The sequence below is a fragment of the Streptomyces sp. NPDC104096 genome, from assembly GCF_055584385.1.
The window spans coordinates 44,411-66,706 of record NZ_JBVJMD010000013.1 but is presented as its reverse complement, the minus strand read 5'-3'; the positions used below and the strand labels follow the sequence as shown (position 1 = coordinate 66,706).

Annotated in this window: 20 protein-coding genes; 11 read left to right on the top strand and 9 right to left on the bottom strand. The window is 72.8% G+C overall.

All coding sequences use genetic code 11. From position 1 onward, the window contains the following. Positions 1 to 91 precede the first annotated feature (91 nt). A complete protein-coding gene (locus ACZ60B_RS16415) occupies positions 92 to 1,417 on the top strand; it encodes a hemolysin family protein (protein ID WP_469387440.1) in 1,326 nt (441 codons plus the stop codon). Beyond that, the gene (locus ACZ60B_RS16410) at positions 1,414 to 2,538 is read left to right on the top strand and encodes a hemolysin family protein (protein WP_469387438.1); all 1,125 of its coding nucleotides are present in this window, start codon (positions 1,414 to 1,416) and stop codon (positions 2,536 to 2,538) included. Before ACZ60B_RS16415 ends, ACZ60B_RS16410 begins: the two co-directional genes overlap by 4 nt. Before the next feature lie 25 nt (positions 2,539 to 2,563). Here the strand turns inward: ACZ60B_RS16410 and ACZ60B_RS16405 are convergent, their stop codons facing one another. Both ACZ60B_RS16405 and ACZ60B_RS16400 read right to left on the bottom strand, forming a co-directional pair. Then, positions 2,564 to 4,429 (bottom strand): AAA family ATPase, encoded by a 1,866-nt coding sequence (locus tag ACZ60B_RS16405; protein WP_469387436.1) that lies wholly within the window; start codon positions 4,427 to 4,429, stop codon positions 2,564 to 2,566. A gap of 450 nt (positions 4,430 to 4,879) precedes the next feature. Continuing rightward, positions 4,880 to 5,572, bottom strand: a complete 693-nt coding sequence (locus ACZ60B_RS16400) for a uridine kinase family protein (RefSeq protein ID WP_469387434.1) — start codon at positions 5,570 to 5,572, stop codon at positions 4,880 to 4,882. Positions 5,573 to 5,808: 236 nt separating this feature from the next. On the opposite strand from ACZ60B_RS16400, the gene ACZ60B_RS16395 reads away from it, so the two are divergent. From ACZ60B_RS16395 to ACZ60B_RS16380, 4 genes are all read left to right on the top strand, one after another. Next, positions 5,809 to 7,173 carry a peptidase C39 family protein gene (locus tag ACZ60B_RS16395; RefSeq protein WP_469387432.1) on the top strand — a complete coding sequence of 455 codons (1,365 nt, stop codon included), beginning with the start codon at positions 5,809 to 5,811 and terminating at the stop codon, positions 7,171 to 7,173. Positions 7,174 to 7,390: 217 nt separating this feature from the next. Continuing rightward, positions 7,391 to 7,531 carry an SCO1431 family membrane protein gene (locus ACZ60B_RS16390; RefSeq protein WP_469387430.1) on the top strand — a complete coding sequence of 47 codons (141 nt, stop codon included), beginning with the start codon at positions 7,391 to 7,393 and terminating at the stop codon, positions 7,529 to 7,531. 66 nt (positions 7,532 to 7,597) lie between these two features. Continuing rightward, positions 7,598 to 8,260 carry a TetR/AcrR family transcriptional regulator gene (locus ACZ60B_RS16385; RefSeq protein ID WP_469387428.1) on the top strand — a complete coding sequence of 221 codons (663 nt, stop codon included), beginning with the start codon at positions 7,598 to 7,600 and terminating at the stop codon, positions 8,258 to 8,260. Between the two features lie 486 nt (positions 8,261 to 8,746). Further along, entirely contained in the window at positions 8,747 to 9,919 is a 1,173-nt protein-coding gene (locus ACZ60B_RS16380; RefSeq protein ID WP_469387635.1) for an acyl-CoA dehydrogenase family protein, read from the top strand. Here ACZ60B_RS16380 and ACZ60B_RS16375 read toward each other — a convergent pair. Both ACZ60B_RS16375 and ACZ60B_RS16370 read right to left on the bottom strand, forming a co-directional pair. Beyond that, positions 9,882 to 10,130 carry a hypothetical protein gene (locus ACZ60B_RS16375; RefSeq protein WP_351608880.1) on the bottom strand — a complete coding sequence of 83 codons (249 nt, stop codon included), beginning with the start codon at positions 10,128 to 10,130 and terminating at the stop codon, positions 9,882 to 9,884. The two genes, ACZ60B_RS16380 and ACZ60B_RS16375, sit on opposite strands and share 38 nt — an antisense overlap. A gap of 364 nt (positions 10,131 to 10,494) precedes the next feature. Then, positions 10,495 to 10,929, bottom strand: coding sequence for a hypothetical protein (locus ACZ60B_RS16370; RefSeq protein WP_469387425.1), 435 nt, complete (start codon positions 10,927 to 10,929; stop codon positions 10,495 to 10,497). 304 nt (positions 10,930 to 11,233) lie between these two features. Between ACZ60B_RS16370 and ACZ60B_RS16365 the strand changes: the two genes are divergently transcribed. The 4 genes from ACZ60B_RS16365 to fxsA all read left to right on the top strand — a co-directional run bounded on the left by ACZ60B_RS16365 (position 11,234) and on the right by fxsA (position 15,412). Beyond that, positions 11,234 to 11,674, top strand: coding sequence for an Lrp/AsnC family transcriptional regulator (locus tag ACZ60B_RS16365; RefSeq protein ID WP_469387423.1), 441 nt, complete (start codon positions 11,234 to 11,236; stop codon positions 11,672 to 11,674). 46 nt (positions 11,675 to 11,720) lie between these two features. After that, on the top strand, positions 11,721 to 13,337 hold the full coding sequence (locus ACZ60B_RS16360; protein ID WP_469387421.1) for an amidohydrolase: 1,617 nt from the start codon (positions 11,721 to 11,723) through the stop codon (positions 13,335 to 13,337). A 600-nt stretch (positions 13,338 to 13,937) separates the two neighbouring features. Further along, on the top strand, positions 13,938 to 14,747 hold the full coding sequence (locus tag ACZ60B_RS16355) for a polyprenol monophosphomannose synthase (RefSeq protein WP_469387419.1): 810 nt from the start codon (positions 13,938 to 13,940) through the stop codon (positions 14,745 to 14,747). A 98-nt stretch (positions 14,748 to 14,845) separates the two neighbouring features. Beyond that, a complete protein-coding gene (gene fxsA, locus ACZ60B_RS16350; protein ID WP_469387417.1) occupies positions 14,846 to 15,412 on the top strand; it encodes an FxsA family membrane protein in 567 nt (188 codons plus the stop codon). A gap of 146 nt (positions 15,413 to 15,558) precedes the next feature. Here fxsA and ACZ60B_RS16345 read toward each other — a convergent pair whose 3' ends face one another. From ACZ60B_RS16345 to yczE, 4 genes are all read right to left on the bottom strand, one after another. After that, entirely contained in the window at positions 15,559 to 15,933 is a 375-nt protein-coding gene (locus tag ACZ60B_RS16345) for an RNA polymerase-binding protein RbpA (protein ID WP_152894188.1), read from the bottom strand. Between the two features lie 255 nt (positions 15,934 to 16,188). Continuing rightward, positions 16,189 to 17,535 (bottom strand): MFS transporter, encoded by a 1,347-nt coding sequence (locus ACZ60B_RS16340; protein WP_469387415.1) that lies wholly within the window; start codon positions 17,533 to 17,535, stop codon positions 16,189 to 16,191. A gap of 61 nt (positions 17,536 to 17,596) precedes the next feature. Beyond that, complete coding sequence (locus ACZ60B_RS16335) at positions 17,597 to 18,364, bottom strand: glycerophosphodiester phosphodiesterase (protein WP_469387413.1); 768 nt, start codon at positions 18,362 to 18,364, stop codon at positions 17,597 to 17,599. Further along, on the bottom strand, positions 18,361 to 19,014 hold the full coding sequence (gene yczE, locus ACZ60B_RS16330) for a membrane protein YczE (RefSeq protein ID WP_469387411.1): 654 nt from the start codon (positions 19,012 to 19,014) through the stop codon (positions 18,361 to 18,363). The genes ACZ60B_RS16335 and yczE overlap by 4 nt, the downstream gene beginning before the upstream one ends. 98 nt (positions 19,015 to 19,112) lie before the next feature. Between yczE and ACZ60B_RS16325 the strand changes: the two genes are divergently transcribed. Continuing rightward, positions 19,113 to 20,612, top strand: coding sequence for an SCO1417 family PLP biosynthesis transcription factor (locus ACZ60B_RS16325; RefSeq protein ID WP_469387409.1), 1,500 nt, complete (start codon positions 19,113 to 19,115; stop codon positions 20,610 to 20,612). A 39-nt stretch (positions 20,613 to 20,651) separates the two neighbouring features. Here the strand turns inward: ACZ60B_RS16325 and ACZ60B_RS16320 are convergent, their stop codons facing one another. Next, positions 20,652 to 22,268 carry a hypothetical protein gene (locus ACZ60B_RS16320; protein WP_469387407.1) on the bottom strand — a complete coding sequence of 539 codons (1,617 nt, stop codon included), beginning with the start codon at positions 22,266 to 22,268 and terminating at the stop codon, positions 20,652 to 20,654. Between the last annotated feature and the right edge of the window lie 28 nt (positions 22,269 to 22,296).

Sequence of the window (22,296 nt, the reverse complement as noted above, 5' to 3'; positions counted from 1 at the left end):
CGGCGATGGACGGATCGTCCTGTAGTACCTGCGCCGCCCCCTGCCGACATAGCGCGGACCGTGTCCGTGTCCGTGCGGAGGCGGCGGCATCATGACCATCTCCCTGCTGCTCCTCGGAGCGGCTTTTGTGCTCATCCTCGCCAACGGTTTCTTCGTCGCGGCCGAGTTCGGCCTCGTGACGGTCGAACGCCCGGAGGCCGAGAAGGCCGCCGCCGACGGCGACCGACGGGCCCGTACGGTCGTCGAGTCGCTCAAGGAGCTGTCCTTCCAGCTCTCCGGCACCCAGCTCGGCATCACCATCACCTCCCTGGTCGTCGGCATGCTCGCCGAGCCCGCGCTCGCGCGGCTGCTGCACGGCCCGTTCACCGCGCTCGGCGTGCCCGAGGGCGCGGCGTCCGGGGTCGCCGTGGTCGTCGGCATGCTGCTGGCGGCGGCCGTGCAGATGGTGATCGGCGAACTCGTGCCCAAGAACTGGGCGGTGTCCAAGCCGCTCCAGGTCGCCCGGTTCGTCGCGGGCCCGCAGCACGTCTTCGCCCGGCTGTTCCGGCCGGTCATCGCGGCGCTCAACGCCGTCGCCAACCGGCTCGTGCGCGCCCTGGGCATCGAGCCCGCAGAGGAACTGGCCTCCGCCCGCACCCCGGGCGAGCTCGTCTCGCTCGCCCGGCACTCGGCCCAGGCCGGCGCCCTGGAACAGGACACGGCCGACCTCTTCGTACGGACCCTGTCGCTGGGCGAGCTCACCGCGCAGCACGTCATGACCCCGCGGGTCAGGGTGAGCGCGCTCCAGTCGTCGGCGACCGCCGAGGACGTGGTCAATCTCACCCGGGCCACCGGCCTGTCCCGCTTCCCCGTCTACCGCGAGAAGATCGACGAGATCGTGGGCATGGTCCATCTCAAGGACGCCTTGGCGGTCCCCGCCCAGGACCGGCTGCGCACCCCCGTCGGCCGGATCGCCCGCCCGGCGCTGCTGGTGCCCGAGTCGCTGCCCGTGCAGCCGCTGCTGGCACGGCTGCGCAGCGAGCAGCCCATCGCGGTCGTCGTCGACGAGTACGGCGGCACGGCCGGCGTGGTCACCCTGGAGGACATCGTCGAGGAACTCGTCGGCGAGGTCCGCGACGAGCACGACGGCCAGGACCTGCCCGAGCTCGCCGCCGCCCCGCCCGAGGACGGCAGGCCCGCCTGGGACGTCGACGGAAGCTGCCGGGTGGACATCCTGCAGCGCATAGGCCTCGACGTGCCGGAGGGCCCGTACGAGACCGTCGCGGGCCTGGTCGCCGACCTGCTGGGCCGGATCCCGGCCCCCGGCGACCGGGCGGAGCTGCCGGGCTGGCGGCTGTCCGTGCGTCAGGTCGGGCACTACCGCGCCGAGCGGGTCCGCCTGGTCAGGACCGCCGCGGTGATGGAGGCGGCCCGATGAGCGTGCTCCAACTCGTCTTCGCGGCGCTGCTCGTGCTCGCCAACGGCTTCTTCGTCGGGGCCGAGTTCGCGCTGGTGTCCGTGCGCCGCAGCCAGATCGAGCCGCTCGGCACCGCCCGGGCCCGCCAGGTGCTCCACGGCCTGGAGCGGCTGCCGCAGATGATGGCCGCCGCCCAGTTCGGCATCACCGTCTGTTCGCTGACGCTGGGCGCGGTCGCCGAACCGACCGTCGCGCGGCTGCTGGAGCCGCTCTTCGAGGCGATCCACCTCCCGGCCGGTGTGATCCACCCCCTGGGGTACGTCATCGCGCTCGCGGCGGTGGTCTTCTTCCACCTCGTGATCGGCGAGATGGTCCCGAAGAACCTCGCGATGGCGGCCCCCGAGAAGGCGGCGCTGTGGCTCAGCCCCGGTCTGGTCGCCTTCGCCCGTCTGTGCCGGCCGATCACGGTGGCCCTCGGCGCCTGCGCCCAGGGCATCCTGAAGCTCTTCCGCGTCGAGCCCAAGGACGAGGTCGAGGCCGTCTTCACCAGCGAGCAGCTCAACCGGCTGGTGGAGGACTCCGGGCAGGCGGGCCTGCTCGACCCGGAGGAGCAGGAGCGCCTGGAGGACGCCCTCGAACTGGGTTCCCGCCCGGTCATGGACGTGCTGCTGCCGCGCGAGTCCCTGGTGACGGTCAGCCCTTCGGTCACCCCCGGACAGATCGTCGAGCTCACCGGCCGCACCGGCTACTCCCGGTTCCCGATCGCGGCGGAGAACGGCGCCTTCATGGGGTACCTGCACGTCAAGGACGTACTCGACGTGGAGGAGTCCCGGCGGGCGGTGCCGCAGCACATCTGGCGGCCCATGACGACCCTGCGGTCCGAACTGCCGCTGGACGACGCGCTCACGGTGATGCGGCGCGCGGCCACGCACCTGGCCCAGGTCGCCGATCCCACCGGGAAGGTGCTCGGCCTGGTCGCGCTGGAGGACGTACTGGAGCTGCTGGTCGGCGAGGTACGGGATCCCGCGCACCGCAAGGCCCCGGAGGCCAGGGTGGCCGAGCCGCGGGTGAGCACCGTCAAGATCCCGGTCCCGCTGGAGCAGGCGGGTCCCCCGTCCCCGGAGGGGGCCATGGCGAGCTGACGCGCGAGCGGGCCCGCGGGATCCGTCACAGGGCGGACGGATCCTGCGGGCCCCGGCCCGACAGCACCTCGCCGTACGCCTGCATCAGGTCGGGCAGCCGCAGCGTCGACAGGTCGTCGCGCGACAGGCTCCCCGGATACATCGACAGCCGCAGGTCCCGGTAGGCGCAGCTCTTCTCGTACAGCGTCCGCAGGAACCGCCCGTTGCCCAGTTCGTCGATCCAGCCCTGGTCGACCACGTGCCCGGCGATGGAACGCAGTTCGTCGAGCGCCTCCTCGTCCCACACGTCGCCGTTCTCGGCGGCCAGCACCTCGCCGATGGAGGTCAGTTCGAGCGGGCGGTACGAGGGGAAGTCGACCCGGGTGGTGAAGCGCGAGGACAGTCCGGGGTTGGCGGCGAGCAGCCGGTCCATGCCCTCCGGATACCCGGCCAGGATCACCACCAGGTGGTCGCGGTTGTCCTCCGCCCGTTTCAGCAGCACCTGGAGGGCCTCGTCGCCGTAGGCGTCGCCCTTGCCGTAGCCGGTGTTGGACAGGGAGTACGCCTCGTCGACGAAGAGGACGCCGCCGAGGGCCGAGTCGATCAGCTCGTTGGCCTTCACGGCCGTCTGGCCGAGGTACTCGCCGACGAGGTCGGCCCGCTGCGCCTCCACCAGATGGTCGCCGCCCAGCAGACCGAGGGCGTAGAAGACGCGGCCGAGGATGCGGGCCACGGTGGTCTTGCCGGTGCCGGAGGGGCCCGAGAAGACGAAGTGGCGTTTGGGCGGCTGCACCGGCAGGCCCTGCCCGGCCCGCAGCCGGGCCATGTTCAACTGCGCGGACAGGGCCTTCACCTGACGTTTCACCGGCTCCAGGCCCACCATGCGTTCGAGCTCGGCGAGCGCTTCCTCGAGTAACCCGGGGTCGGTGGGGCCGGCGGGCAGCGGCGAGGCGGAGACCGCGCTCTTCGCGCGCACCACCGGGTCGCCGGCCGACGGCAGGGGACCGGACGGCGGCAGGTCGGTCGCGGGGTACTTGAGGTCCCGGCCCTCGGCGCCGTACAGCGGGTCGAGCAGGTCGGGGCCGTCGACGGTGTCCTGCCCGGTGCCGGTGAGGGTGATCGCCGCGAGGTCGGCGTGGTCGTCGTAGCCGTCGCCCTCGGAGATCGCCGCGAGCCGGGCCGAGGTGTCCATGAAGGCCGGGTCGACCCGGTGCACCGCCCGGTACAGCGGGAGCGCGGCCGCCGACCGGCCCGTCCCCTCGTGGGCCCGCGCCAGCCAGTACCGCAGCTCCTTGCGCTGCGGCTGCTCGCTGCGACAGCGCATCAGGGCCGCCGACAGCAGGGGTTCGGCCTGCCCGTACATCTCCAGCCGGACCCGGGCCATCCCGCCGAACAGGCCGGCCTCGATGCCGAGCATGGGGTCGTCGATCAGTTGCTCGGTGTGCCGTACGAGCTGTTCCCAGTCCTTGACGAGGTAGGCGCGGCAGGCGTGCAGAAAGCGGACCTGGGGATCGGCGTCGACGGGCGGGAGTCCGGCGAGCGCCCGGTCCAGCTCCGGGACATGGCGGCCGTCGAGCCAGTGGGAGGCGTGCGCGAGCAGCAGATCGCGCGGGCTCTCCAGTACGGGCTGCACCCACCAGCCCAGCCAGTACCAGGAGTTGAGCGTGCGCCGGTGCCGGGCCCGCTGCTCGCCGAAACGCTCCCGGTGCCGGAACATCCGCAGCAGCGCGGTCGTGGTGTCGACGCGCAGCGCGTGCAGACCGAGCCAGCCGTCCGCCATCCCCGGGTCGATCCGCACCGCGGTGCGGAACTCCTCCTCCGCCTGCGGATAGGCCCCCATCGTGTAGGCGTCCACGCCTCGCGTCCAGGCGAGGTCGGCCGGGGCCTTCGGGCCCTGCGTGCCGAAGTCCATCACGTCACGTCCCCCACAAACCGTGCCCCCGTCGGTATGGACGCCGTCGGGCGGCGCCCGGCGGCGTCCTGGTCGAACCGCTGTGCCGCGGACCGGAGTTGCCAGGTGCGCGAAGCAGCCGTCCGTAGGTCGCACCAAGGGCATCGTACCTGCGGGGGCACGGCCCGCCGTAGGGTGCGGTACCGGCCGTTTGGCGAGGTGGGAGCGGACGGGACGGACCCCGGGGGTGGTCACCGAGCGTGAGCGGATCACGCCGCGCGGCAGCCGGTACGGGCCCGCGGAACCGGTTGCGGGCAGAACGAAGCCCCCGATCACGGGGGAACAACCGGGGGCTTCGCGTCAAGGGGCGGCGTGCAACGCCGCACATTGAGAACGTAAGACCTGTACGGGCGCCCGGTCAAGCCGAGTTGGGACACTCCCGGAAGTTCCCGCGCGGGGATCTTCACCGGTTCAGCACACTGCGGACGGTCCGTCACTGTGCGTGTTCTTCCGGTCCGGTTTCCTGGACCCGGCGGGTCCCGGCAGCACCTCGTACCCCTCCTGTCCCTGCCGCACCAGAAGGTCCGCGAACGGCCGGGAAGGGTCGTCGGCGAAGTGCCGTCGCTCCGCCACGACCCACCCGTCCCAGAAGCCCCGCTGCTCCTCGCCGTCCCGTGACCGGCCTCGCGCCCAGGACTCCGCCTCGGGCAAGTCCATCCACAGCAGCCGGGCCAGGTGCGGTCGCAGCGCGCGGCGTCCCGCGCCGACGCCCTCGACGAGGATCACCGGCGCCGGCGCAAGGGCGCGCGGCGCCCGGAAGCGCCGGGTGCGCCAGTCGTAGGGCGCGTAGTGCGCCTGTCCGCCCCGGCCGAGGGGCTCGATCACCTGGCTGCCCAGCCGCGCGGTCCACCCGAACAGTTCGTCGTGGCTGGCGATGTCGTCGAGGTGGAGGACCGGCGCGTCGCCGAGGGCGTGGGCCAGCCGTCCGGCGAACGTGGACTTTCCGGAGCCGGCGTGTCCGTCGACCCCGATCAGGCGGACCGGGCCGCAGGACGGGGGGAGGCTGCGGAGCCGGGAGGCGAGGTGCTGGATGGCCGTTCCTGGGGTGCGAGGGGCGGGTGTTCGGGGTTCGGGGTGCGAGGTGGGGGGGTTCGGGGGGAGCATGGGGTGCGCCTGCGGCCGTGGGAGTCCGGAAAAGTCTACGGCCGTCCCGCTCGCGCCGATGTGCCCACATCGCTCGTACGTCCGAACCGTCGCAGGTCATGTCAGTGGTTGAGACCAATATTGGTGGGCGCGGCATGGGCCGAAATGCTGGCAGGAGCATGTCGCCTGCGGCCATAGTGGGCCCACATCGTGCATGGGATCCGCCCCCCACTCGGACACCTGGGAGCCTTCCGCCTATGAGCAGAGCCGAACAGCCGTCCCGGAGAACCGTTCTGGCCGCAGCGGTCGCCGCCGCCGTGGCGGGCGGCGCGGGACCGGCCACCGCCGCCGACTCCGTACCCGCCGCTGCCGCACCCGGGGGACCCCCGGCGCGCGCGGTCGACTACCGCGCCTGGACCACGTACAGCCAGTGGCGCGAGGGCGCCGCCCGCGGCACCCGGCCCGTCGCGGGCGCCCGGCCCGGTCTGGAGATCGGCACCCCGGCCGGCACCTCCTCCTACACGGACCCGCACACCGGGACCACCGCGGCCTGGGAGTACGGGACCTGGACCTCCCCGGTCCACCCGCTCGCCGTCCCCGCCACCGAGGTCATCGCCTCGTGGAACGCCCGCACCCCGGCCGGCACCTGGCTCCAGATCGAACTCCGGGGCACGTACACCGACGGCACCGACACCCCCTGGTACGTGATGGGCCGCTGGGCCGCCGGTGACCAGGACATCAAGCGCACCTCCGTCGACGACCAGACCGACGGCAAGAGCACGATCTGGACGGACACCTTCTCCATCGACGACGCGGCGTCGGGCCTGCGCCTGGTCTCGTACCGGCTGCGGCTGACCCTGTACCGCAGGCCCGGCACCAAGCTCACCCCGAAGGTCTGGCGGATCGGTGCGATGGGCTCCGACATCCCCGACCGTTTCACGGTCCCCGCGTCCACGCCCGTGCGCGCCGGGGAGCTGGCCGTCCCGCGCTACTCGCAGGAGATCCACAAGGGTCAGTACCCCCAGTACGACAACGGCGGCGAGGCCTGGTGCAGTCCGACCTCCTCGCAGATGATCATCGAGTACTGGGGTCACCGGCTCACCCCGGAACAGCTGGCCTGGGTCGACCCGTCCTACGCCGACCCGCAGGTGTGCCACGCGGCCCGGAGCACCTACGACCACCAGTACAGCGGCTGCGGCAACTGGCCGTTCAACGCCGCCTACGCGGCCACCTTCAAGGACCTCCAGGGCGTCGTCACCCGGCTCGGATCCCTCGTCGACCTGGAGACGCTGATCGCGGCGGGCATCCCGGCCATAACGTCCCAGTCGTTCCTGAAGACCGAGCTGACCGGCGCCGGCTACGGCACCGCCGGACATCTCATGACGGTGATCGGCTTCACCGCGGACGGCGACGTGATCGCCAACGACCCGGCCTCGGCGGACGACGCGGCGGTCCGGCGCGTGTACAAGCGGTCCGAGTTCGAGAACATCTGGCTGCGGACCAAGCGCTACAACGCCTCGGGCAAGGTCGTCTCCGGCACCGGAGGGGTCTGCTACCTCTACTTCCCGGCGCACCCGACCCCGCGCCAGCGCGATGCCCTGGCGGCGGTCGGCGTCCGCTGATCCCGGGACCCGCCGGCCTCCGGCCTCTCACTCGACGGCCCCCGCCGACCCGGGGGCCGTCGGTGCTGTGACGGAACTCTCCACCGCAAAGGCCGCGGACGGTGGCAAGGTGGACGGACCGGTCGGGGGCGGCACGGGCCGGTGTGGGGGAGTTCGTCCCGTATCTCGTTCGTCCCGTACCCCGTTCGTCCCGTACCTCCGAGCGTAGTGAGAAGACATGACCGCACAGTCAGCCACCGCCGTCCGCGCCCGCACCGGCGGCCCCCGGGAAGACGGCCCGAAATTCCTCGAACACGCGCTGGGGTGGACCCTCGTCGTGGTGGTCGCGATGCTTGTCACCCAGCTCGGACTGCTGTGACCTGAGGCATACCCGAACCTGACATACTGCGGATGTTCCGCCGCCCGTAGGAGACCAGGGTCGAAATTGAATATCAGTCAACAGCGTGACACGGCCGTCCGTCCGCGGGCGCGCGGCACCGAGCGCTCACTGGCGCGCCGTGCCGAACTCATCGCCATCGGGCGTCGGCTGTTCGCCGACACGTCCTACGACGCGCTCTCGATGGACGACATCGCCCGGCAGGCGCACGTCGCCAAGGGGTTGATCTACTACTACTTCCAGTCCAAGCGCGGCTACTACCTGGCGATCATCCAGGACTCCGTCGCGGATCTGGTCTCCTACGCGGCGGGCGGGGTCGAACTGGGCCAGGTCGACCGGGTCCACCGCACCATCGACAGCTATCTGCGCTACGCCGAGCACAACCAGGCCGCCTATCGCACGATCGTCAGCGGCGGTGTCGGCTTCGACGCCGAGGTGCACGCCATCCGCGACGGCGTGCGCGAGGCGATCGTGGCGACCATCGCCGACGGGGCGTACGGCCGCACCGACATCGCGCCGCTGGCCCGGATGGGGCTGGTCGCCTGGGTGTGCGGCGTGGAGGGGGCGGCCCTCGACTGGATCGACCGTCCCGAGCTGTCCCGCGCGACCATGGGCGAGCTGCTGGTCAAGTCGCTCGGCGGCACCCTGCGCGCCATCGAGGAGCTCGACCCCGCGTATCCGGCTCCGGCGCCCGCCCGCCGGGACGCCTGACGGGCCGCGCGGACGACCGCCCGGGTGCCGCAGGTGCGGGTCCGTCGTCCGGCCGGGGCTGCTCGTGATGCGCCGGACCGGCGTTCGTGATGCGGTGAGAGGTGCCGGGGCGGGTGTCCGGTCGTACGTCCCGGGCCCTGCCTCTGTGTCGGGTGTCCCGTCTCCTCGTGGAGGAAGAAGTGTGCGTCGATCGGCATGGACACGGCGAACGCGCCCGCGGTCGAGCCTAGTTGGACTGGACCGATGAGGTCAATGGTCCAGACCGGTCCCGGGCATTCGATCATGGACGGAAATTCTTGAAGTAAGCGGTCGTTAACTGGTGACTGGGTGTCCCCGATCGGGCATACTCACAGCGCACAGCCGCTGGTCAGCCGCTTCCGCGACCCGGAAGCAGGCGCGGCGGCGGTACCGAGAAAGACCTGGCGGAGCCGCCCACACCCAAGGCGTACATCCGCCGATGTGCCCGACAGGGAGGAGAGCGTCGCCATGCTGGAGCGCGCCCCGCAGCCGGTGGAACGGCAACTGCCCACGGACGAGGCCCGGGATCTGATCTCGCTCGTCCGCGACATCGCGCAGCGCGAGATCGCACCGAAGGCGGCCGAGGAGGAGGACGCCGGACGCTTCCCCCGCGAGGTCTTCACCCTGCTCTCCGGATCGGGTCTGCTCGGTCTGCCCTACGGCAGCGAGTACGGCGGCGGCGAGCAGCCCTACGAGGTCTACCTCCAGGTGCTGGAGGAGCTCAGCGCGGCCCGGCTGACCGTCGGCCTCGGCGTCAGCGTCCACACCCTGGCCTCCTACGCCGTCGCGGCCTACGGCACCAAGGAGCAGCAGGTCGAACACCTGCCCGCGATGCTCGGCGGCGGTCTGCTGGGCGCCTACTGCCTCTCCGAGCCGTCGTCCGGCTCGGACGCCGCGTCCCTGCGCACCAGGGCGGTGCGGGACGGCGACGAATGGGTGATCACCGGCACCAAGGCCTGGATCACCCACGGCGGGGTCGCCGACTTCTACACGGTCATGGCCCGCACCGGCGAGGACGGCGCGCGCGGGATCACCGCGTTCCTGGTGCCGGCCGACGCCGAGGGCCTGAGCGCCGCGGCGCCCGAGAAGAAGATGGGCATGAAGGGCTCGCCCACCGCGCAGGTCAACTTCGACGGCGTACGGGTCCCCGACGCCCGGCGCATCGGCGAGGAGGGCCAGGGCTTCGCCATCGCGCTGTCCGCGCTCGACTCCGGCCGGCTCGGCATCGCGGCCTGCGCGATAGGCGTGGCCCAGGCCGCGCTCGACGCGGCGGTCGAGTACGCCACCGGACGGCGGCAGTTCGGACGGCCGATCGCCGACTTCCAGGGGCTGCGCTTCATGCTGGCCGACATGGCCACGCAGATCGAGGCGGGCCGGGCCCTGTACCTGTCGGCGGCACGACTGCGGGACGCGGGGCGGCCGTTCGCGAAGCAGGCGGCGATGGCCAAGCTGCACTGCACCGACACCGCGATGAAGGTCACCGTCGACGCCGTCCAGGTCCTCGGCGGCTACGGCTACACCGCGGACTTCCCCGCCGAGCGCTACCTGCGCGAGGCCAAGGTCCTCCAGATCGTCGAGGGCACCAACCAGATCCAGCGCATGGTCATCGCCCGTCACCTCGCGGGTCCGGAGACCCGCTGAACTGACCCGGCCGCACCTGCGGGGCCGCCAGCCTGACCCACTCCGGGTCGTGGCGGCCCGGCAGGGTGCGGCCCCGGTCGGCCCAGGCGCGCATCAGGGCACGGTAGATGGGCGGGTCCTGGGGCTGTGGGGGTGGCAGCGGAACCGATTCCGCGGGTGCCGGGACGAACACCCGGCGCGTGACTGCGGGCACCGACTGGGCAAGGGTCATACCAGGGCAACGCGACGGCGGCGGGCAGGTCACCTTCCCGCACAATCGACCCTCAGTTCGCCGTGTGCCCCCGAGGCCGGGATGCCGTGCGCAGGGCTGTCGCCGCGCATCCGACGCACCGTCGACCGTGTTGCTTCCAGGGCGGTATGCCCAACTCACCGGCCACACGCCGAGGTTCAGGACTGCCACGTCCGGATGCGCGACGCGTGGGCGCGCCGGTGCCGTGCGGAGGATCGGTGGATCGCCTGCCGCCGGGCGCACTTCGGCGGGATCGCCGTCCCGGTGGATCCGGGCACACCGAACCCGCACCACGGCAGCCTGCGGGCCATGGTGCAGGGCGGCTACGGGGATGGAGCGAGGGGCCTCAGGCGGCCCGGCGCATCACCGGCACGCGCATCGGGCGCGAGCCCGGGCCGCCGACGTGCGAGAAGGGCTGCGTCCGCCAGTCGAGTCCCTGGGGAAGCGTCAACAGCAGTGCGGTGTCCTGCTCCTGGGGTTCGATGGACTCGTCCGCGGGCTGCGCCGCGGAGGCCTCCCGGCCGGTACCGGCGCACACCGTGAGCCCGAAGGGGTTCCACGGTGAGGCGCACAGCGCGTGCTCCGGCAGGAACTCCTCGTCCGCCAGCAGGGCGATGGGCTGCGCGCAGTCCGGGCAGACCACCCGGAACATCTCGAAGGTGTCGTACGCGTCGAACTCGTCGCCGTCGAAGTCGTCGGGTTCGACGCCCTCCGGCGCGGGCTCGACGACGGGCTGCTGCCGCTTGGCAAAAGTACGACCAGGGCGCTTAAGACTCTGCATGGGATTCTCCCCCTCGGGCTGGGCCGTGAAGGCACTGCGGCCTCGACCACAGCAAGCACTTCCCGTCCGATCTCGGCGGTAATCGCGAGACCGGCACGGAGACGGTCCGGGTGCTGTGGTGTTCGTCACATGCCGCTCGCAGATGCCCCGTGCGGGGGACCGCGGGTGCCCCGCGCGCGGGACCCGTCCCCCGCCGGGCGTCGCCGTCCGGCGCCCCGGCGGCGCTCCTTCACATCACGAACCGGGTATGACCTGGGCTGCTCGGGTATCGGAGGAGATCAAGCGCCCTGTAGGTTCTTGCGCCATGGAGGAGCTCGACCGTCAGATCGTGCAGCTGCTCGTCAAGGACGGGCGGATGAGCTACACGGACCTCGGCAAGGCCACCGGCCTGTCCACGTCCGCCGTGCACCAGCGGGTGCGCCGGCTGGAACAGCGCGGCGTGATCCGCGGCTACGCGGCCGTCGTCGACCCCGAGGCCGTCGGGCTGCCCATGACCGCCTTCATCTCGGTGAAACCCTTCGACCCCAGCGCGCCCGACGACATCGCCGACCGCCTCGCCGAGGTCCCCGAGATCGAGGCCTGCCACAGCGTCGCGGGCGACGAGAACTACATCCTCAAGGTGCGTGTGGCGACCCCGCACGAGCTGGAGGAGCTGCTGGCCCGGCTGCGCTCCCTGGCGGGCGTGTCCACCCGGACCACCGTGGTGCTCTCGACACCGTACGAGGCCCGGCCGCCGCGCATCTGACCCACCTGCGTGCAGCGCCGCCGCGGCGAGGCGCGAGACTGTTCACATGAGTGAGCGCACCGCCGAACCGAAGACCGTCCTGCTCCGCCGAGGAGAGGTCCACAGCCCCGCCGACCCCTTCGCGACCGCGATGGTCGTCGAGCGCGGCCAGGTCGCCTGGGTCGGTTCCGAGGGCGCCGCCGACGCCTTCGCCGACGGTGTCGACGAGGTGGTCGACCTGGACGGCGCCCTGGTCACCCCGGCCTTCACCGACGCCCATGTGCACAGCACCGCCACCGGCCTCGCGCTGACCGGCCTGGACCTGTCGTCCGCGCCCTCCCTGGCGGCGGCGCTCGACCTGGTGCGGGACTTCGCCGCCCGCCGCCCGGACGACCGGGTGCTGCTCGGCCACGGCTGGGACGCCGCACGCTGGCCCGAACGGCGGGTCCCCCGACGGGACGAGCTGGACGAGGCAGCGGGCGGCCGGCCGCTCTACCTCAGCCGGATCGACGTCCACTCGGCCGCCGTCACCACCGCCCTGCTCGACCTGGCGCCGCGCGCGCGCACCGAGCCCGGCTTCGCGGACCGGGAGCCCCTCACCCGCGCGGCCCACCACGCCGTGCGCGCCGCCGCGTTCGCGGCCGTGACGCCGACGCAGCGCACCGCCGCCCAGCGCGCCGCCCTCGCCCACGCGGCCTCCCTGGGCATCGGGTCCGTGCACGAGTGCGGCGGTCCCGAGATCTCCTCCGAGGACGACTTCACCGGCCTGCTGCGGCTCGCCGCCCAGGAGCCGGGGCCGCGGGTCGTCGGCTACTGGGCCGACCGGGACATCGACAGGGCGCGCGAGCTGGGCGCCCTCGGTGCCGCCGGGGACCTGTTCGTCGACGGCGCCCTCGGCTCCCACACCGCCTGTCTGCACCGGTCCTACACCGACGCCGACCACACCGGCACCGCCTACCTCGACGCCGAGGCGGTCGCCGCCCATGTCGTCGCCTGCACCGAGGCGGGCCTCCAGGCGGGCTTCCACGCGATCGGCGACGCCGCCGTGACCGCGGTGGCGGACGGCGTGCGCGCGGCCGCCGAGAAGGTCGGCCTCGCCCGCGTACGGGCCGCCAGGCACCGGGTCGAGCACGCCGAGATGCTCACCCCGGAGACCGTCGCGGCCTTCGCCGAGCTGGGACTGACCGCCTCCGTCCAGCCCGCCTTCGACGCGCTGTGGGGCGGCGAGGACGGCATGTACGCCGACCGCCTGGGCGCCGAGCGGGCCCGGACGCTGAACCCGTTCGCGGCGCTGCTGCGGGCCGGTGTGCCGCTGGCCTTCGGCTCCGACTCCCCGGTCACGCCCCTCGACCCCTGGGGCACGGTCCGGGCCGCCGCCTTCCACCGCACGCCCGAGCACCGCGTCTCCGTCCGAGCCGCTTTCACGGCGCACACGCGTGGCGGCTGGCGGGCGATCGGACGCGACGACGCGGGCGTCCTGGTGCCGGGCGCGCCCGCGGACTACGCCGTGTGGCGCACCGACGCCCTCGTCGTCCAGGCCCCGGACGACCGGGTCGCGCGCTGGTCCACCGACCCCCGCTCCGGCACCCCCGGCCTGCCCGATCTCACCCCCGGTGCCGACCTCCCCGTCTGCCTGCGCACGGTGGTCGGCGGACGGACGGTGTTCGTACGGCCGGGCGAGTGATCCGGCGCGCGACCTGTGTATCCCATGCGCTGACCTGCGTATTTGTGAAGAACCAGCAGGTCGGACGGCTGTTGACAGGTCACGGCCGGTGGCCGGTAGGTTCGGCGGAGTCCACCACCGGACGCCCGACCGGGGAACGTCCGCGCACTCGTCGCAGCGCCGCTGGGTCAGGGACGGTGTGCCGTACCGGGGCACCTCCACCGGTAGCCAGGCTCAGCGTCCGCGCCGGCGAGGGAACGTTCCGGCCGGTCGGCAAGGTGTGACCGGGATGGGGCCCGGGCGCTCAGTAGACAACGGCCTTCGGCCGACCCGCAGCCGGCGGGTCCCAGGTCGGCCCGAAGAGCGCCGGGCCCCCATCCGCCGTCCCCGGCCGGCGATCGGTCGGCCGCCCCCGGCCCCAGCCGCCCCCCGGCCCGGTCACCCCGGGCCGCAGCCGCTCCCCGACCGCCGTCGCCGGACACCGATCGGTCGATCACGGGCGAAACATATGTTCTTACCCCGCTCTTGCCGAATCGACACCGCCGTAGGTCCGTGGTGTCACGTCAGCGCAGGCGGTGGCCACTATGGTGGACCTCGGCGTACGGAAATGAAGGGGCAGCAGTGAACGACGGCGACGGGACCCTTGCGGGACAGGCCCGGGGCAGGCAGCTCGGTCCGCTCGGCACGGCCTTGGTGATCATCCCCACCTACAACGAGGCGGAGAACATCAAGGCGATCGTCGGCCGGGTGCGCAAAGCGGTTCCCGAGGCGCACGTGCTCGTGGCCGACGACAACAGCCCCGACGGCACCGGCAAGCTCGCGGACGAACTGGCGGCCGATGACGGACAGGTCCATGTGCTGCACCGCAAGGGCAAGGAGGGCCTCGGCGCCGCCTATCTGGCGGGCTTCCGCTGGGGTCTGGAGCACGACTACGGCGTCCTGATCGAGATGGACGCCGACGGCTCCCACCAGCCCGAGGAGCTGCCCCGGCTGCTGACCGCGCTCAAGGGCGCGGACCTCGTCCTCGGCTCCCGCTGGGTGGCGGGCGGCCGGGTGGTGAACTGGCCCAAGTCCCGCGAGTTCATCTCCCGCGGCGGCAGCCTCTACTCGCGCATCGCCCTCGACCTGCCGCTGCGCGACATCACCGGCGGCTACCGCGCCTTCCGCCGCGAGACCCTCGAGGGCCTCGGGCTCCACGAGGTCTCCTCCCAGGGCTACTGCTTCCAGGTCGACCTGGCCCGACGCGCGGTCAAGGCGGGCTACCAGGTGGTCGAGGTCCCCATCACCTTCGTGGAGCGCGAGCTCGGCGACTCCAAGATGAGCAAGGACATCCTCGTCGAGGCGCTGTGGCGGGTCACTGCGTGGGGCGTGGGGGAGCGGGTCGGCAGGATCACGGGTCGTGGCGCAGCCGCGAAGCCGCCGAAGCGGTAACCGTACGGAGCCCGCGGTCACGGGTGCCCCGTGGCCGCACGGGCACCCTTGATCGGCCCCTTATCCGGCATTGAGCCCGGTCCGGGCACACTGGACGCATGACGACAGGCATTCCGACCCCCTCCTCCACCCGGCCCCCGCGTTCCCGGCTGCGGACCTTCCTGCCCCTGGGCGTGGCGGCGTGGGTGGTGCTGGAGATCTGGCTGCTGACCGTGGTCGCGGGCGCGACGAGCGGCTTCACGGTGTTCCTGCTGCTGGTGGCCGGGTTCGTGCTGGGCGCGGTGGTCATCAAGCGAGCCGGCCGGCGTGCCTTCCGCAACCTGAACGAGGCGCTCCAGGGCGGCGGCTCCCCGTCGAGGGGCAGCGGCAACGGCCTGCTCATGCTCGGCGGGCTGCTGCTGATGATTCCCGGCCTGATCTCGGACGCCCTGGGCCTGCTCCTGCTGGTCCCGCCGGTCCAGAAGGTCGTGGCCCGCTATGCGGAGCGTTCCTTCGACCGCACCTTCGGCCGGTCCGCCCCCGGCACCTTCGGCGACGCCTTCCAGCAGGCCAGGATCCACCGCCCCGACGGCAAGGTCGTCCCGGGCGAGGTCATCAAGGGCGAGGTCATCAGGGACGAGCCGGGCGAGACGCCCCAGGGGCCGCGCCCGCCGCTGACGCGGTGAGCAGGGACCGCGCCCACCGCTGACGTGGTGAGCGCGGGCCGCCCGGCCGCACCACGTACAGGACGGCGGGCGCCCTACCGGAAATCCGGTAGGGCGCCCGCCGTCCTGTACGTGGTGCGCTGTGTGCCGCTCGGATCCCGCGGGGATCAGGCGGACTTGCGGCTGTCGCGGGGATGGACCGCCAGGTTCATCGCCCCGGACCGCAGAACTGCCAGACGCTCCTCGAGGACCTCTTCGAGCTCCTCGCGGGTGCGCCGCTCCATCAGCATGTCCCAGTGGGTACGCGCGGGCTTGGCCTTCTTCTCCTCAGGGCCGTCGCCGTCCACCAGGAGTGACGTGGCCCCGCAGACCTTGCACTCCCACTCCGGCGGGATCTCCGCCTCGACCGAGAAGGGCATCTCGAAGCGATGTCCCTTCTCGCATGCGTACTCCACGGCCTGGCGCGGGGCCAGGTCGATGCCGCGGTCCGTCTCGTAGCTGGTCACCACGAGGCGCGTGCCGCGAAGAGCTCGCTCACTCATGAATCGTGCCTCCCGGGCTTGTCGCCCACAGGACAGGTGTCGCTGTCGTCGTCATCCGGTCAACGTCCGGTCGGCGGTAAAGATTCCCGTTCCGGGTCATGCGTCGCCGTCGTAGCCGCCCCTTGTTGTACCCACCAGCGCCCGGTTTGTCACATCTGCTAGCAGATGTCACACAGCGTTTCGGCATCTTTGACGCGCAGTAACGGTACGTCTGGCAGGCCAAACGCGTACACTACCGCCCTTTCGCCCCGAGTGCTAAATCTTCGCGGGTACGGGATTGCCCGCGTCGCCGATCGCCCGCCGCACCGGAACCCGCGCGAGCAGCGCGAACCCCACGACGAAGAAGATCACCAGCGAGATGATCGCGTCCCGGTAGCTTCCGGTCAGCTGGTAGGTGATCCCGAACAGCAGGGGGCCCAACCAGCTCATGCCCCGGTCGCTCATCTCGTACGCCGAGAAGTACTCCGCCTCCTTGCCGGGCGGGACGAGATGGGAGAACAGGGAGCGCGAGAGCGCCTGGCTGCCGCCGAGCACCAGCCCGATCGCGGCCGCCAGGGCGAAGAACCCGGTCGGCGCCCCGGCCGGCAGGAAGTAGCCGGCGCCCAGGGTGAGCGTCCAGGCCACCAGCGAGCCGAGGATCGTCCGCTTCGCCCCGTACGTCCGGGCCAGTCGGCCCATCGCCAGTGCGCCCGCCACCGCCAGCACCTGGACCAGCAGCACGGCCCCGATCAGCGTGGACTGCCCGAGCCCCAGCTCCTCGGAGCCGTACACCGAGGCCTGCGAGATCACCGTCTGGATGCCGTCGTTGTAGATCAGGTAGGCGAGCAGGAAGGACAGCGTCAGCGGGTGGCGGCGCATGTCCCGGACGGTCGCCACGAGCTGCCGCAGGCCGGGGGCCGTGGCCTCCCGCGCCGTCGAGGGCCGGTCGCGCAGCCGCCGCAGCGGCACCAGCGTGAACGCGCCCCACCACAGACCCGCCGACGCCAGACAGATCCGTACCGCCATGGTCTCCGAGACGCCGAAGGAGTCATGGGCCAGATACAGCACCAGGTTCGCGACCAGGACCAGGGCTCCGGCCGCGTACCCGAAGGCCCATCCGCGGGAGGAGACCCGGTCGCGCTCCTCGGGCGGCGCGATCTGCGGCAGGTAGGAGTTGTAGAGCATCATCGCCACCGACTGCGCGGCGTTCGCGACGACCAGCAGCGCGCCGCCGAGCAGATAGCGGTCGCCGTCGAGGAGGAACATGCCCGTCGTCGCCGCGGCCCCCACGTAGGCGGCCGCGCCCAGCAGGGGCTTCTTGCGGCCCGTCCGGTCGGCTGCGGCCCCCACCAGCGGCATCACCACGACGGCCACGATCACCGACAGGGACACCGAGTAGGCGAAGAACGAGCCCGCGCGCACCGGCACACCCAGCGGATGGACGTACCCGTCGGCGTCCGCGGCCGCCTTGGCGACCGAGGTCAGATAGGGACCGAGGAACACGGTGAGCACGCTCGTCGAGTAGACGGAGCACGCCCAGTCGTAGAAGTACCAGCCGCGCTGCTCGCGCCGCCGCCCGGCGGCCTCGTCGGCCGTCGTGGTCCGCACGGTGTCGATGCCCACCCGCGCCCCTCGCTTCCCCGCTGGAGGTGGTGTGCGAAGGGCGGGGCCGGTGCTCCCGGGCTCAGACCCAGACGCCCCGGTCCTCCATGACCTTGCGCAACGTGTCGATGTGATCGGTCATGATGCCATCGACCCCGAGGTCGAGGAGCCGGTGCATCCGATCCGCCTCGTTGATCGTCCACACGTGCACCTGGAGCCCGCGCGCGTGGGCGGTGCGCACGAAGCGCCGGTCCACCACCGGGATGCCCGACTGGGCCTCGGGCACCTGGGCCGCGACGGCGGAGTCGCGCACCGCGGCCGGCACCCCCCAGGACCGCAGCCGCAGATTGAGCACCCCGCGGGTGCCGTACGACGTCGCGAGCCGGGGCCCGGCCACCCGCTGCGCGCGCACGATGCGGGCCTCGGAGAAGGAGCCGACGCAGACCCGGTCCCAGGCGTCGGTGCGGGCGATCAGGTTCAGCAGCGGGTGCAGCGCGGGCTCCGCCTTGATGTCGACGTTCCAGCGCACCTCGGGGAACGTCTCCAGGAGCTCCTCGAACAGCGGCACCGGTTCCCTGCCGCCCACGCGCGCGCGGCTCACCTCCTCCCAGCGCAGGTCCGCGATCCGGCCCGCGCCGTCCGTCACCCGGTCCAGCGTCGAGTCGTGGAAGGCGACGAGCCTGCCGTCCCGGGTGGCGTGCACGTCCGTCTCGATGTAGCGGTAGCCCGTCTCGACCGCGCGCCTGAACTGCGCCACGGTGTTCTCCAGACCGTCCGCGGCCCCGCCGCGGTGGGCGAAGGCGATCGGGCCCGGGTGGTCGAGGTAGGGGTGGCGTATCTGCGTGGTCACGGACGCAGTATCGCTCCACGGGGTGTCCCGGCGGCAACCACCGGGCTGCTGCCGGATGCCGCCGGAGCGGCGAACAACCGCAGGAAGAGCTGGGCGAGCGGACCGATCGAGACGGCGTACACCACGGTGCCGACCCCGACGGTCCCGCCGAGGCAGAAACCGGTGACGACGACCGTCACCTCGACGGCCGTCCGCATCAGCCGGATCGAACGGCCCGTACGGCGGTGCAGTCCGGTCATCAGCCCGTCGCGCGGGCCCGGTCCGAAGCTCGCCGTGATGTAGAGGCCGGTGGCCACGCCGTTGAGGACGACGCCGGCCAGCAGCAGCCCGACCCTGACGGCGAGGCCGTGGACCTGGGGGAGCAGCGTGAGCGTGCCGTCCATGGCCAGACCGACGACGAACACGTTGGAGACCGTGCCGAGGCCGGGACGCTGCCGCAGCGGTATCCACAGGAGCAGCACCGCCGCGCCCACGACGATCGACACCGCGCCGATGGTCAGACCGGTGTGTTCGGCGATCCCCTGGTGCAGCACGTTCCAGGGCTCCATGCCGAGGTCCGCCCGCACCAGCAGAGCGGAGCTCGCGCCGTACAGCACGAGACCGGCGTAGAGCTGGATCAGCCGGCGCGCGAGGGGCTGTGACGCGGACACGGGGGCTCCCTGTGGTGGTAGTGGCCTGGCGCATGACACTCTGTGGCTTGGAAACCAGAGCCAACCATGGCCAATTCGAGGAAGGTGGACTGGAAAAAATGGCGCAGTGGACTTCCGCGGTGGGTGCCGCTCAGCTCGCCCGGCTGCTCAGGTCGCAGCAGGACCGCCCCGCGGGCCCCGGCACCCGCCGCCCGCCCGCCTACCGTGCGCTGGCCGACGGCATCCGGCTGCTGGTCCTGGAGGGCAGGGTGCCGGTCGCCGCCCGGCTGCCGGCCGAACGCGAACTGGCCCTCTCCCTGGCCGTGAGCCGCACCACGGTCGCCACCGCCTTCGAGACGCTGCGCACCGAGGGCTTCCTGGAGTCCCGGCGCGGCGCCGGCAGCTGGACGGCCGTACCGGCCGGGAACCCGCTCCCGGCCCGCGGTCTCGAGCCCCTGCCGCCCGAGGCCCTGGGCTCGGTGATCGACCTCGGCTGCGCCGCGCTGCCCGCGCCGGAGCCGTGGCTGACCCGGGCGGTGCAGGGCGCCCTGGAGGAACTGCCTCCGTACGCCCACACGCACGGCGACTACCCGGCCGGGCTGCCCGCGCTGCGCACGATGATCGCCGAGCGGTACACCGCGCGCGGGATCCCGACCATGCCCGAACAGATCATGGTGACGACCGGCGCGATGGGCGCCATCGACGCGATCTGCCATCTCTTCGCCGGCCGTGGCGAGCGCATCGCGGTCGAGTCGCCGTCGTACGCCAACATCCTCCAGCTGATGCGGGAGGCGGGGGCCCGGCTGGTGCCCGTCGCGATGGCCGAGGGGCTCGCCGGGTGGGACCTGGAGCGCTGGCGTCAGGTGCTGCGCGAGGCCGCGCCGCGGATGGCGTACGTCGTCGCCGACTTCCACAACCCGACCGGCGCGCTGGCCGCCGAGGACCAGCGGCGACGGCTGGTGGAGGCGGCGCGCTCGGCGGGCACCGTGCTCGTCTGCGACGAGACCATGAGCGAACTCTGGCTGGACGAGGACGTCGAGATGCCCCGGCCGGTGTGCGGCTTCGACCCGGCCGGATCCACGGTGATCACCGTGGGGTCGGCCAGCAAGGCCTTCTGGGCGGGGATGCGCATCGGCTGGGTCCGGGCGGCACCGGACGTGATCCGCAGCCTGGTCGCCGCCCGCGCGTACGCCGACCTCGGCACCCCCGTGCTGGAGCAGCTCGCGGTGAACTGGCTGTTCAGCACCGGCGGGTGGGAAGAGGCCGTGCGGCTGCGGCGCGCCCAGGCCAGGGACAACCGCGACGCGCTGGTGGCGGCGGTACGGCGGGAGCTGCCGACGTGGGAGTTCGAGGTGCCCCGCGGCGGGCTCACGCTGTGGGTGCGGGCGGGCGGGCTGTCCGGCTCGCGGCTCGCCGAGGTGGGGGAGCGGGTCGGGGTGCGGGTGCCGTCGGGACCCCGCTTCGGCGTCGACGGGGCCTTCGAGGGCTACGTGCGGCTGCCGTTCACCGTGGGGGGCGCGGTGGCGGACGAGGCCGCGGCACGGCTGGCGGCCGCGGCGCGGCTGGTGGAGAGCGGCGGGACCACGGGGGCGGAGGCCCCGCGCACCTTCGTGGCGTAGGGGCAGAGGGGGGTGGGGGGCCAGGGCCCGCGGCCGTGGTCAGGCCTGCTCCACCGCCGCCACCACCGCCTTCGCCGGCGTCGGCTCCGCGGGCGCCCGCTCGGGCTGCTGTTCCTGCTCCCGCTGTTCCGGCTGCGCTTCCGCCGGCGTCGAGCGCTGGGGAAGCAGCGCCAGTACGGCCTGCCGGTGCGCGTCGGAGGTCGCGTCGTCGTAGGGGTCGGGCGTCGCCGGGACCTGGAGGCGGTGCACCGGGCCGACGCCCAGCCGGGCGTACCCGCGGCCGGGCGGCACGTGGCCGGCGGGCGTGGTGTGCGGGGGAGCGCCCAGGACGGCCTCGACCTGCTGTGCCGTGACCGGACCGAGCACGACACGGGCGCGGGTGTGCCGGCGTACCGCGTCGCTGAGCGTGTCCACGGTGTCGAACTGCTCGGCCACGACCACCGTCACATGGGCCGCGCGGCCGTGCCGCAGGGGCGCCTGGAGCAGGGACTGGGGATCCGTGCGGCCGTCGGCGGCGGCGAGGTGCGTGAACGCGCTGGGCCGGTCGAGGAGGATCCACAGCGGCCGTCTGGTGTCCTCCGGCGGCGGGCGGCCCTCCTGGCGGGCGCGGTTGGCGGCGATCAGACGGCGTTCCGTCTCGTGGGCGGCCCACTCCAGACTGGCCAGGGCCCCGGTCAGCCCGCACTCGACCGCCAGGACCCCGTCCCGCCCGGTGAGACAGGCGTGCTCGCCGGTGCCGCCGCCCTCGACGACGATCACGTCACCGTGCTGAAGGGCCTGCAGCGCGATGGAGCGCAGCAGCGTGGAGGTGCCGCTGCCGGGCTGGCCCACCGCCAGCAGGTGCGGTTCGGTGGAGCGGACTCCGGTGCGCCAGACCACCGGGGGGACGTCACGCTGCTCCTCGCCGTAGGACAGGGGCAGGGTGCGCTGGATCTGGGTGGGGTCGGTGAAGCCGAGCACCATCTCGCCCGGTGCCGTCACGAAGCGCTGGGCGGCGGTGTCGGTGGGGAGCGGGGCGAGGGCCGTGACCGTCACCTGGTTGCCCTCCTCGTCCCAGCCGAAGTGGTACTCGCGGCCGCGGCCCGACTTCGCCGTGAGCAGGTTCTCGATCCGGGTGCGCGACGCGGCCTCGCCGTCCGTGAAGTAGGCCGGGTAGCGGATCACCAGGTGGGTGAGGCGGCCCGTGTCGTCGAACTCGTACGCCGGGAAGGTCTTCTCCCAGTCGCCGCCGTGCGCGTACAGCGGCGCGGGGTCGTCCGCGGTCGAGAAGTACGGGACCAGGGCCTCGTGCAGCGACTGGAGCCGCTGCGTCTGGGACTCGTCGGGGCCGTCGGGCTCCGGCGGGGTGCGGTCCCTGCCGTGCCAGGCTGCCGCCGCCATCAGGGTGACGGCGGCGAGCAGTGGGCCGTACGGCATGAGTGCCACGACCAGGATCGCCGAGGTCACCATGAACAGCAGGGGGCCCCGCTTGTCCTTGGGGGTCTCGGCCACCTTGCGCCACCCGGCCGAGGCCAGTCGGCGCAGACCGCGAGTGATCGTGATCAGCGGATGCAGGACGTCGGTGGCGCTGTCCGCCGCCGTCCGGGCCAGCTCCCGGCTCCGGGCGATCTGCGCGCTGCCGTTGCTCAGAATGCGAGGGAGGGGGCGCCGGGCCACTGCTGTCTCCTGGAGGTGGGTGCGGGCG

Excerpts from the sequence above, each read along its gene's own strand:
- ACZ60B_RS16395 (WP_469387432.1), top strand. The coding sequence starts at position 5,809 with ATGAGCAGAGCCGAACAGCCGTCCCGGAGAACCGTTCTGGCCGCAGCG.
- ACZ60B_RS16370 (WP_469387425.1), bottom strand. The coding sequence starts at position 10,929 with ATGCAGAGTCTTAAGCGCCCTGGTCGTACTTTTGCCAAGCGGCAGCAG.
- ACZ60B_RS16345 (WP_152894188.1), bottom strand. The coding sequence starts at position 15,933 with ATGAGTGAGCGAGCTCTTCGCGGCACGCGCCTCGTGGTGACCAGCTAC.
- ACZ60B_RS16400 (WP_469387434.1), bottom strand. The coding sequence starts at position 5,572 with ATGCTCCCCCCGAACCCCCCCACCTCGCACCCCGAACCCCGAACACCC.
- ACZ60B_RS16325 (WP_469387409.1), top strand. The coding sequence starts at position 19,113 with ATGGCGCAGTGGACTTCCGCGGTGGGTGCCGCTCAGCTCGCCCGGCTG.
- ACZ60B_RS16410 (WP_469387438.1), top strand. The coding sequence starts at position 1,414 with ATGAGCGTGCTCCAACTCGTCTTCGCGGCGCTGCTCGTGCTCGCCAAC.
- ACZ60B_RS16360 (WP_469387421.1), top strand. The coding sequence starts at position 11,721 with ATGAGTGAGCGCACCGCCGAACCGAAGACCGTCCTGCTCCGCCGAGGA.
- ACZ60B_RS16375 (WP_351608880.1), bottom strand. The coding sequence starts at position 10,130 with ATGACCCTTGCCCAGTCGGTGCCCGCAGTCACGCGCCGGGTGTTCGTC.
- ACZ60B_RS16380 (WP_469387635.1), top strand. The coding sequence starts at position 8,747 with ATGCTGGAGCGCGCCCCGCAGCCGGTGGAACGGCAACTGCCCACGGAC.
- ACZ60B_RS16390 (WP_469387430.1), top strand. The coding sequence starts at position 7,391 with ATGACCGCACAGTCAGCCACCGCCGTCCGCGCCCGCACCGGCGGCCCC.
- ACZ60B_RS16415 (WP_469387440.1), top strand. The coding sequence starts at position 92 with ATGACCATCTCCCTGCTGCTCCTCGGAGCGGCTTTTGTGCTCATCCTC.
- fxsA (WP_469387417.1), top strand. The coding sequence starts at position 14,846 with ATGACGACAGGCATTCCGACCCCCTCCTCCACCCGGCCCCCGCGTTCC.
- ACZ60B_RS16365 (WP_469387423.1), top strand. The coding sequence starts at position 11,234 with ATGGAGGAGCTCGACCGTCAGATCGTGCAGCTGCTCGTCAAGGACGGG.
- ACZ60B_RS16405 (WP_469387436.1), bottom strand. The coding sequence starts at position 4,429 with ATGGACTTCGGCACGCAGGGCCCGAAGGCCCCGGCCGACCTCGCCTGG.